The 10668-nt window shown below is 47.7% G+C and carries 7 protein-coding genes; all 7 read left to right on the top strand.

Annotated features, from left to right (window positions below; genetic code table 11):
* The coding region (locus ACZM8Y_RS16720; protein WP_489501907.1) for a hypothetical protein at positions 1-1091 on the top strand (1091 nt) is incomplete at its 5' end.
* Between the two features lie 24 nt (positions 1092-1115).
* The gene (locus ACZM8Y_RS16715) at positions 1116-3095 is read left to right on the top strand and encodes a vWA domain-containing protein (protein ID WP_482334108.1); all 1980 of its coding nucleotides are present in this window, start codon (positions 1116-1118) and stop codon (positions 3093-3095) included.
* A 3-nt stretch (positions 3096-3098) separates the two neighbouring features.
* A complete protein-coding gene (locus tag ACZM8Y_RS16710) occupies positions 3099-5120 on the top strand; it encodes an ABC transporter ATP-binding protein/permease (RefSeq protein ID WP_479859807.1) in 2022 nt (673 codons plus the stop codon).
* Positions 5113-6852 carry a formylglycine-generating enzyme family protein gene (locus ACZM8Y_RS16705; RefSeq protein ID WP_482334111.1) on the top strand — a complete coding sequence of 580 codons (1740 nt, stop codon included), beginning with the start codon at positions 5113-5115 and terminating at the stop codon, positions 6850-6852. The genes ACZM8Y_RS16710 and ACZM8Y_RS16705 overlap by 8 nt, the downstream gene beginning before the upstream one ends.
* 8 nt (positions 6853-6860) lie before the next feature.
* Entirely contained in the window at positions 6861-7862 is a 1002-nt protein-coding gene (locus ACZM8Y_RS16700; protein ID WP_482334113.1) for a glycine zipper domain-containing protein, read from the top strand.
* 11 nt (positions 7863-7873) lie between these two features.
* Entirely contained in the window at positions 7874-9223 is a 1350-nt protein-coding gene (locus ACZM8Y_RS16695) for a hypothetical protein (protein WP_482334115.1), read from the top strand.
* Between the two features lie 64 nt (positions 9224-9287).
* On the top strand, positions 9288-10668 hold a 1381-nt coding region (locus ACZM8Y_RS16690; protein WP_489501906.1), incomplete at its 3' end, for a tetratricopeptide repeat protein.

Below are 10668 nucleotides of genomic sequence, written 5' to 3'. Positions count from 1 at the left end.
TGCCATTAGACTATAAAACAACATTTTATTATATAAAACCTATTACCGATGCAACTGGTCTTTCTTCTACAGGAGAAATTCCTATGAGCATAACTTCTCTTGTAAGAGAAGCTCTTTCTCAAGTATATTATAAGGTTCGTACTGTAGAGCAGTATGAAGAATCTGATATCATTCATGCTCAAGTAGAAAATTTCCTTATCAATTCCAAAAAAATAGCAAGTTCTGCTACTATGGCTTTTAGACCTAACGCAGATTTTAGAGTAGAAGGCAGCATTTCCCAATTTGACAGAGCTCTTGAATCAACAAGTAACTCTGCCTCTGCCAGCGGAAGCATTGGTGGAGGACAAGGCTATACGAGTATAGCAGCAGGTATCGATACTACTTCGCGTATGTCCAGAATAACCATATCATTTAGTGTTTATTCTAAACAGGGAATTTCCATTCCTGGTAAATACAGCGCTTCAATGGAAGTTTATTATGCAAAAGATGGTAAAGATATAGGCTTCTCCATAGGCGGATATTCTTTTGGTTTTGGCACAGAGTCTACAGCTATGCATGGACGACATATGGCCTTGCAGATGCTTTCAGAAATTGCCGTTACTCAAATTATTGGACGTACACTAGGACTCCCTTATTGGAGAACTCTTTCAGGAACAAATATTTTTACAGAAGATGAAATTATTATAAATGATTGGAGAATACAATACGATGATTTAATAAAAAAGTCATTACTTTTACCTTTTATGCAAGCACAATGTATTGCTAATGGAGACACTTCTATTCAAGTTACAGGCGTTCTTGACGACACCACACAAAAATCTCTTCAACATTTTGCAAATATATATGGCGTGCATGATTCGTTTGACTCTTTTGAAATGTATAAAGCTTTGGAATTAAATCGTCGACTTGACACCAGCATAAGCAGAAGGGCTTGGATAGCGTACCAAAACTTCAAACGCGGTACAATACCGGCACCTTCCCCCGCGCCTGCGGAAACATATCCGCCAAAGCAAAACAATACCCCCCCCGTACCTCGTCAAGCACCGACTCCCTCCTCTAACTACGAAGATGACCTTAGCGGTCTCCTCTAACCTTCTTCCCCTTGTGAACTCGTTATGAAAGCCCTCGCATTTTTTTGTTCTGCCGCGTTGCTCTCTTTTTCCGCACTGGGTTCCTTCTCTGAGGCGGCAACACGCACTCCCCTGCTTGTACCTGGAAAGACGACTCTGTATCAGCGTGTTATCAGCCACCCCGGAATCAGAGCTTATAGTTCTCCCAATGGAGATATAGGCAACATTGTAGATTCCTTTACCCCTTTCTATGTGTACGGCAGAGTCGTTGAAAACGGCGAAGAATGGCTGGAAGTTTCACCGGCTTCCAGTTCCGAATCCACACAATGGATCAGAGGTATGGACTCTTCCCGATGGGACAAGGCGCTTTCACTGGTATTTACGGAAAGAATGGGGCGCGATCCCGTCATGTTCTTCCGTTCTTATGACAGTCTGAATCAGCTCATCACCTCCGAAACACTGAGCGCCGACCTCGATATGCTGGCAGGCGAATATCAGAGCGACGCCGTGGATTCCTCCTCTCCTCTTATCGCGCTGGAACCCAAGGCTTCGGCTGTGCCGCGCAATCAGTTCTATCTCATGCCTATCTTTGACTATTCTCTGGAATATGAACAGTACGGACTGAAAATGCTGAAAGTGGGCTGCATCAATCCCGGCTCTGGAGAGCTGCCTTCTGCGCCCAAAATGCCCCCGCAGCCTCGTAAATTTCAGTCCGGCGTAGCTTTTATCGTGGATACCACAATTTCCATGCGCCCTTACATCGAAAAGACAAAAGAGTTCATCAACAGTACCTACAATGCCCTAGAGTTAAATCCGCTGGCAGAAGACCTGTCCCTTGGCGTCGTCGCATATCGAAACAGTACTCGTTATAATCAAAAACTGGAGTACGTCTCCCGTATCATTGCTCCGCTTACCCCTGTATCCGGGCGGCAAATCATGGAGAGGGGGCTGGCGGAAATTGATGAAGCCAAAGTTTCCACACATGCTTTCAACGAAGACGCCTTCGCGGGCATCATGTCCGCCATCGAAGGGCTTGACTGGAAACCTTACGCAATCAAGCTTGCCGTACTCATTACCGACGCCGGTGCAATCCGCAATGACGACAAATATTCTTCTACAGGTCTGAACGAGGAGGAAATACGTGACCTGCTGGCGCAGAAAGGTATTCGCCTGCTGGTAGTGCATCTTCAGACTGCATCCGGCAAACGTCACGGACTGGACAAAACGGAAAAACAGTATCGTACACTGACCAGCGTGAAAGACGCCAGCCTCAAAAGCGTATATCTGTCCCTGCCTGCCTATGATTCCAAAACGGCGAGCCAAGAATTCGGCAAGTTATCGAAGGCAATGGTAAACATCATCCTGAAAATCATGAGACAGAACGCTGAAGGTCAGCTTGCCCAAAAACCGGAACCCATCGAGGCAAAGACTCCCGAAGAAAAAATTTCCCAGATAGCACAATGCATCGGGTATGCCGCCCAGCTTGAATTCGTAGGCAGCGAGCAGAACATCCAAGCTCCGCGTATGCTGGAGGCATGGGCGGTGGACAAGGATCTGGTTAGCCTTTCCGAAGGCAGGCCTACCGAATCGCTTGCCGTCACTGTACTGTTAAATAAGCGTCAGCTCGACAGCCTCGCCCGTCAGCTCCAGACTGTTGTGGACGCCGCCAAGAGCGCCCGTGATATCGACAGCAATCAGTTGTTCCAGCGCATCATTTCTCTTTCGGCTCAGACAGTACGCGACCCAAACAAACTTCAGGAAGGCGCTTCCGCAACGAATATCGCGGAGATGGGCGTTCTGCCGGAGTTTCTTGAAGACCTGCCCTATATGAGCTGGATTATGAACATGACAGCCGATGGCTGGAGCGCGCTCAGCTCTACAGAACAGGACGCCAGAATCCGTGATCTGGAATCCAAAATACAGCTTTACAAGGAATATCATAATGATACTGCAAATTGGATGAGCTTCGGAAGTACCGATCCTGCCGATGCCATGTATCGAGTACCATTGACCTCCCTGCCGTAAGCCATGCCTCGTATTTTGAAAATAGCGGATCTGTCAAAGGCATATCGGAGTTCCGATTCCTCATTCTGCCTGAGAGTTGACTCTCTGAACATCGATACAGGACAGATATGGGGCGTTATTGGTCCCAGCGGCTGCGGCAAAAGTACGCTGCTGGAAACAATGGCTCTTCTTTCACGCCCCGACGCGGCATCCCGCTTCCTTCTGTACAACGACTTCGGTCAGGTCAAGGATATCGCCGCGCTTTGGCAAAGCCGAGCATATGACGAACTTGCGGCCATACGCAAAGAACTTTTCGGCTTCGTTCACCAGGCTGGAAATCTTTATCCTTTTTTGAGCAACCGGGAAAATATCCTTATACCGTATCGGCTTCGTTTCGGCTCGGGAGGTGAGGACAAACTGCACGAGCTGGCCGGACTGCTCGGCATCAGCCCGCTCCTTGAACATAAACCCGAACGGCTGTCCTATGGTGAACGTCAGCGAGTCGCTATCGCGCGGGCTCTCATCCATTCACCGCGCCTTGTGCTTGCCGATGAACCAACATCCGCACTCGACCCGGAAACAGCTCGTCAGGTCATGGCCTTGTTCAAGGAATGCGTCCGGCATACTGATACGGCGCTACTGATTGTGAGTCACGACCGTACACTGCTCAAAGACTCCGGTATCCCTCTCCTGAGAGTCCGGCGCATCGAAAAACCGGAATCGCCAGCCGCAGCCATTCATCAGATTTGCTGGGCCCTAGAGCATTCCTCTGATACGCCTGCGGGAGCAAATGAACCGGAACAACCTTCCGTACTTCCGCCGGACGAGCGGCCTGCCTCCCCGTCCTGGAAAATTTCTCTGTTCATGGCTTGGAGGGATTTCATCCATGAGTATATGCTTTCTTTCTGCGGCATACTCGCCTTTGCCGCTGCACTTACGCCCATACTCCTCCTGGCTGGTCTACGTTTCGGCATTGTGGATACGCTTTCCCAAAGGCTTCTAGACTCCCCCGGAACTTTGTCCATTTCTCCCTACGGCAGCGTGCGTTTCACACAGGAACGGCTGGACGAGTTAGCCGCGCATCCATCCGTATCCTTCCTTGTCCCACGCACACGCACGCTGGCCGCAAGTGTAAGCCTAGCCGGAGCGGAAGGGAAACGGCTCACGGCCGACCTTGTTCCAACCGCTGAAGGAGACCCTCTGCTTGCCTATTCCGGACTCTCTTTTCCGGAAAAGGGACTTATTATCACCCGTCAGCTTGAGCGGAATCTTCCTCCTTCTAGGGAAACACGAGAACTGCGGCTTTTTGTCAATCGTATGAACGGAGGCCACATAGAACGGGTTTCTATTTCGCTTCCCGTACTCGGAGTGCTGCCCGATGCCGCTGACTGGAAACCGCATATCTACGTTCCCCTTGCATTCACCGAAGCGGTAGAACGTTATCGGGATGGGTTCGCCGTGCCTGAATTCGATTGGCCCGGACGGACGGATTACCCGCAACATACATACGCCGGTTTTCGTATGTATGTGAAGACACTGGACGATGTTGTCCTTATGCGGGACTTTCTTATGGAAGAAGGAATTGAAGCCTACACAGCCGCCCGCGAGGTGGAAAACATTCTGGCCCTACGTCGGGCGCTTTTTATCGCAACAACGCTTATCGGCGGCGTCACCATCGCTGGGATGATGTTCTCTCTGGCAAGTTTCACAGTATCCAGCGTAAGCCGTAAAGAACATTTTTTCGCACAGGCGCGGCTCATGGGGTTTCCGGCCAGAACCCTTCTGCTCTTCCCTGTCGGACAGATGACGCTGTGCGCCCTCTGCGCGGCAACCCTTTCCTTGCTTCTGTACGGAGTGGTCGCGAGCGTTTTTGACGTCGTTTGCGCCGATCATCTCCTCCAAGGTGAATCCGTCTGCCGCATCCCTTTCTTCTATGTAGTCCAGCTTTATGCCGGAGCCCTTTTCCTCTCTCTCATCTGCTGTATAGGGGCAGGCAAAAGCCTGCTTCGTCTCCAACCTGCGGAGGTGCTTCGCCGCCATGCCTAGATTCATCCTCGTTCTATGCCTTGCCTTCTTGTTCGCCTCCGATGCGGATGCGGCCATTACGTTCAGACCAAAGAGCGCCATGTTGACCAGAGAACAGGTTTCAGAACCGAAACCTGCCCCAGGAGATGTTCTTCTTCCCATGCCTGGAGGACTCAGCTTGACGCTCCGGGCAGTCTGTATCCCAGCTTCCGGTTATCTCGACGCCACCGAAGTCCAACAGGGTGTGCAAAGTACGCCCCCAGAGGAAACTTCAGACAAAACTTCCGGCGATAGGGGCCAGTATGCGGAACAGCGACATATGTTATCCCTGAGCGCGCCTTTCGAGCTGGAAGACATTCCGCTGGCGTGGGGAACCGACATTCTTGAATTTATCCAGAAAAACATTGTTGTTACAATATCCGGCGACTCCGGCATCAAGCCTTACATCTACTTTATCGGCAAGTATGAGATTACGCGTGCGCAGTGGCGTGCTGTAATGGAGCCTCCTGTGGAAGGCACTCCTTTTTCTATCGAAGAGGACGATTATCTACCCATGACCGGCATCTCGTGGTTCGACGTTCAGGACTTCACGCGTCGTTACTCCGAATGGCTCATGCAGCATAAGCCAGAGTACCTGCCTTATTTTTCACAGGAAAAACGTTCTTCCTTTATCCGTCTCCCTTCGGAAGCGGAATGGGAATTTGCGGCTCGCGGCGGCCACAGGGTCAGCCCTGCGGAACGCAGCCGTACAACACTGCATCCCATTCCCGAAGGGACGGATTATCGTGAATACATTACAGCTCAGTTGTACGACCCATCACTTCGCGGCCTTGCACCTATTGGTTCCAGAAAACCAAATCCTCTGGGCCTGTACGACATGCTCGGCAACTGTTCCGAAATGATCCTTTCTCCTTTCCGCCTTGTTGCCGGAGGCAAACAGATAGGCGGGTACGGGGGGTTCGTCATAAAAGGCGGAAGCTGGCGCGCGACTATGCTTGAGGAACTGCACCCCGGACACCGTCTCGAAGCGGCCTATTATGTAGACGGAAAGGCGCAGGTGCGCGATGACATGGGATTCCGCATCGTTCTTGGCAGCATACTGACTCCCAAGGAACGCCGTGACGAACTTTTTGAAGAATGGAAGAGCCGCACGACACCGAAAGCCGCACAGGCAACAACGGATGATGACGCCCGCGTCATCATCCGGGAGGTGGCCGTCGCCGTCGAAGATCCAGCCCTGAAAAAACGCCTGGAACAGGCTGAGGCCACTGCCTCGCTCTACCATGAAAAAGTCAACGAAAGCGAAGAACGCATGATGCGTGAAACCCTCGTGGGGGCTCTTTTTTCTCTTGAAACCATCGCCAATTACGGTTCGCGCGGCTTTCAACTGGTGAGTTTACTTGAGGCTTACGACGGACTTTCCCGGAAGGTTTCCGGCGACCATGATGAGGAAAAAACAAAGATGGAGAAAGACGTGCGCGGTTTTACCGAAGGAATACAGAGCGCACTATTTTACTATCTTTCCATGGTCAAGGAATGCCGCCGTTTCGATAGGACCCGCTTGTTTCCCCAGCTTGAAAAGGTATCGCTGCAGTTTGCGCATGACGATGGCTTCAGCCGGAGCATGACCCGGCGCGTACGAGTACTGAAAAAGCATCTTGTCCGTAACGACGCCACCTCTCTGGAAGAAAAGGAAGCGCTGGCCGACATACTGCCGGATTGGCTTCTGAAAAAACTGACCTCTTACTGGTAAGGAGTTTAATGATGCAACATGTCCGTGCCATGGGAGATACGTTGAATCGCTTTCTCCTCATTCCTCTTGTTATTCTGTCTCTGCTCATGCCTGCCTGCATGCCGAAGATCCCTGGTTTGAATCAGATGAAGCCGGAGTATTATCCGCAATGCTATCAACCTTTTGCAGATCTGGAAAAAGCCCAGGATGAGCTTATAAAACGTACAGTCATCGGAGCTGGCGTCGGCGCTCTGGGAGGCGCAGCTCTTGGTTTCCTGAAAACCGGCGATGCCAAAGGTGCGCTTATCGGCAGTGGAGCAGGCCTGATTGCAGGCACCGCTTTAGGCTATGGTTTTGGGAAAATGAAACAAATCCAGGATGACAGGGAAAGGATGCGCAGCTATCAGGCTGACATGAACGCCGATATGCGCAACGCCAGTCGAGTGGAACAATATGCTATGGCAAGTCTGCAATGTTATACACGGGAATTCAACAGCCTCCTTTCCCAATATAAGGCTGGTCAAATAACGAAAGCCGAAATGCAGGCACGCTACACAGAAATCCGCAGGGGCATGAAGTATATTTCCGAAATTTTGGTCAACTCGAAAAATGAGCTTTTAAAACGTGACGGCGAGTATCGCGAAGCCTTTGAAGCAGAGGCCAAAGCGAAAAACAAAACAGCGCCTAAGGTAATCAGTCTGGAAAAAAAGCGAGAGCGTACTGCAAAACGACAACCTTCCAACAAGCCCAAACGCAATGGTGGCAATGAACTGAGTCAAATGACTGCGGAAGTTAATAGACGAAAAATACAGGCTGAACGTAAAGTACAGAAGGTAGAACAGTTGGAAGCCGCTCAGGTTGCCGTGACCGAAAAAAAACGGGGAACTTCCAATATTAATAATATTTCAACATATTATGAAAAGCAGTATCTCGACAGCGTTGTGAGCCTTGAAGAAGCTGAAAGTCTCAATCAGCGCACACTCACAGCCATGAGCGTGGCCGCACAGCACGCCGGTATCGATATGGTATAATGGAGAGACTTATGATGAAGCCAAATGAAAAACTTTTGAAAAACGGGCTGATTGTCCTTCAGTGGACTGCACTTATCTTTTGTTTCATTACATTATTTTACCAAAATGCCTTCTCTTCATCAAATCTAAATCAAGAAGCAGAAAAAGAAGCTACGGCTCTCGGAATAACAATCCCAAAGTCAATTTCCACTTTGAATAGACAGGGAGACGGTAAAAACATTACCTCAGAACAAAAGACAACAGAGAACTCAAAAGCCGCTGATCCAGTTTATACAGATATTGAAAAGCATAATGCTTCAATGTCGCCTGTTCCCATTCTCGAAAAAAAGAAAATGGAAAATGAACCGATAAAACTGAAAAACTCCACTAAGATTCCTGCTGAATCTGTTGAAACAGCGGAAAAGCTCACACCGACTCACATTGAACCCTCTTCCGCGCCTCAACGCGAAACCAGTGAAGAGAAAAAAATGCCCGCAACACCCGTTGCAGAAAAAAACTCCGCCCCCTCCGGTGCAGCGCCCGTAACGGTTCCTAACGATGTCCCCCGAACAGCTCCAGCTCAGATTCCGGCAGAGGCCGTTCCCGTGGAGCGGAAAGAATTTTCGAAGCCTGCCGTGAACGAAACAACTTCTCCCAGCGCGATTCATCCACTTGAGGAACAACAGATTAAGCCTGCCGAAAAAGAACAACAGCTCTCTTCGTCTCGTATTGAACCTTCTCCCACACCTCAACACAAAACCGACGAAGAGAGGAATACGCCCACAACACACGCTGCAAAAAAGTCCGTCGTCCCCTCTGACACAAAAACGGAACCATCTGTAACGGTTCCTGCCGACGCGGCCCGAACCGCTCCCGTTCAGGTTCCGACTGAAGCCGTTCCCGCGGAAAGGAAAGAACATTCGGTGCCTGCCGCTGTCACTCCAGCGGTCCCCGTTCCCGGAGTATCCACGCCGCCTGCCCAACCGGATATTACGGAACCGGAAAAAAACATTCCGAAAAAGGCGGTTACCACAGCGGAGTTCATAGGAACATGGAAAGGACAATTCACCAATGCCTATGGGAAAACTGCGGCCACACTTACCGTCAAGGAACGGGGAAAACGTCCGTATTGCGTGTTTACTTTCTACCCTCTTCGTGAAAATCCCGGTGCTGGCTCCGGGCAGTTCGAAATGAACATTTCCCTTAATGAAGAAACAGGGGACTGTGAGCTTCGCGGTGTGCGCTGGATCAAGAATCCCAAACGCAGAGCGCTCATGCATCTTCGAGGCAAAATCAGCGGTAATGAGTTCTCGGGAAAAATCTTTGCTGACATTCCTACTCCCAACGATTGGATTTTCAGGCTGGATAAGAAAGTCCAATAATTATTTCTATATTTAGCTTATTTTTATTGTTTTTTATAGACTTATTTAATAAAGGATATATGCCATGAAATCAATTTTAAGGATGTTCTATAACAATTTCTTATGCATATTTTTTATATCAATATATATTTTATTTTCATTTTTTTCAACTCCGGCAAACGCTGGTAATTTACAAGAAGCTGAAACAGCCTATAACCTTGCTCAGGGATTTGATAAAAAGAAAGAATTTTCTGAAGCATTTAAAAAGTACGAACAGGCATATGGAGCTGGACATGAACAAGCAGGCATGATCATTGCAAAAAGATTATGTAAAGGACAAGGTATAGATAAAAATTATCAAAAGGCATTGGAAATATATAAAAATTTAGCATCAAAAGGAAATATAGATGCTTTATTTGAACAAGCATGCATATATATTTGGTATGAAGATTTTCCACACAACCATACTTTAGCAGTAGAGCTACTAAAAGAAGCTATTGATAAAGGATGTAAAAAACAAGGTTGCTATGGGTTATTGGCAGATTTTTATTTTCGGGGAATAGGCATAGAAAAAAATACAAAAGAAGCATTTAGGCTTGCAGAAGAAGGAAGAAAAATTGGAGATATAGTGAGCAGTGCCATGCTTGGAGAGATGTACTCTACAAGTGATTTTTTAGATTTTAAAAAAAGCTTTAAATATTTTAATGAAGCAGCATTAAAAAATTTAGTCTCACCCAAAATAGGTAAGTATTATTGGTATGGGCTTGGTACTTCTAGAAATATAAAAAAAGCTGTTGAATATTTTTTAAAAGAAAATAATGAAAAAGGATTATATAGAGCAGGAAGGTTAAGAGAAATTTTAAAAGACTCAATCATTTTTTCTACTGATTATATGAAATGCTACGAACATTCTGCACAGAAGCATTATGCCTATGGTATGGCCGCATATGGACGTGCATTGCTAGAAAGAGGTAATACTTCTGGGCGTGAATGGCTTATGAAAGCAGAGCAAAAAAAAGCTAGCGCTGCCGATACTGCATGGGGTATTTTATATATAAAAGGTGTAAAGGGAATACCTCAAAACTACATTCGGGCTGCGGAGTACTTTAAAAAAGCTGCGGATAAAGGAGAAGCGGAAGCTCAGATGTGGTTAGGAAGAATGGCATGGTTTGGACTTGGTGTTCCTAAAGATAAAGAAAAAGCTTTGGAGTTACTTGAGTTTAGAAAAAACTCTACAAAAACAATCTTATTCGAAAAAAATTCATATATGCAGTATACTATGGGAGAAAACTATCGTCCGGGAAAAACTGCTGAAACATTAGAAGAATCAATTTACCCAAAAGATCTCGAAAGAAGTATATATTGGCATACAAAAGCAGCGATTAATGGTCATAAAGAATCTCAGTACTTTCTTGGTTGTTATTACGATGCAATAAATAATCCTGAAGGTGCTTATTGGCTTTTAC

It is taken from the genome of Bilophila sp. (assembly GCF_057864385.1).
This window is presented reverse-complemented; position numbering and strand designations above follow the sequence as displayed.

Excerpts from the sequence above, each read along its gene's own strand:
- ACZM8Y_RS16705 (WP_482334111.1), top strand. The coding sequence starts at position 5,113 with ATGCCTAGATTCATCCTCGTTCTATGCCTTGCCTTCTTGTTCGCCTCC.
- ACZM8Y_RS16715 (WP_482334108.1), top strand. The coding sequence starts at position 1,116 with ATGAAAGCCCTCGCATTTTTTTGTTCTGCCGCGTTGCTCTCTTTTTCC.
- ACZM8Y_RS16700 (WP_482334113.1), top strand. The coding sequence starts at position 6,861 with ATGATGCAACATGTCCGTGCCATGGGAGATACGTTGAATCGCTTTCTC.
- ACZM8Y_RS16695 (WP_482334115.1), top strand. The coding sequence starts at position 7,874 with ATGATGAAGCCAAATGAAAAACTTTTGAAAAACGGGCTGATTGTCCTT.
- ACZM8Y_RS16710 (WP_479859807.1), top strand. The coding sequence starts at position 3,099 with ATGCCTCGTATTTTGAAAATAGCGGATCTGTCAAAGGCATATCGGAGT.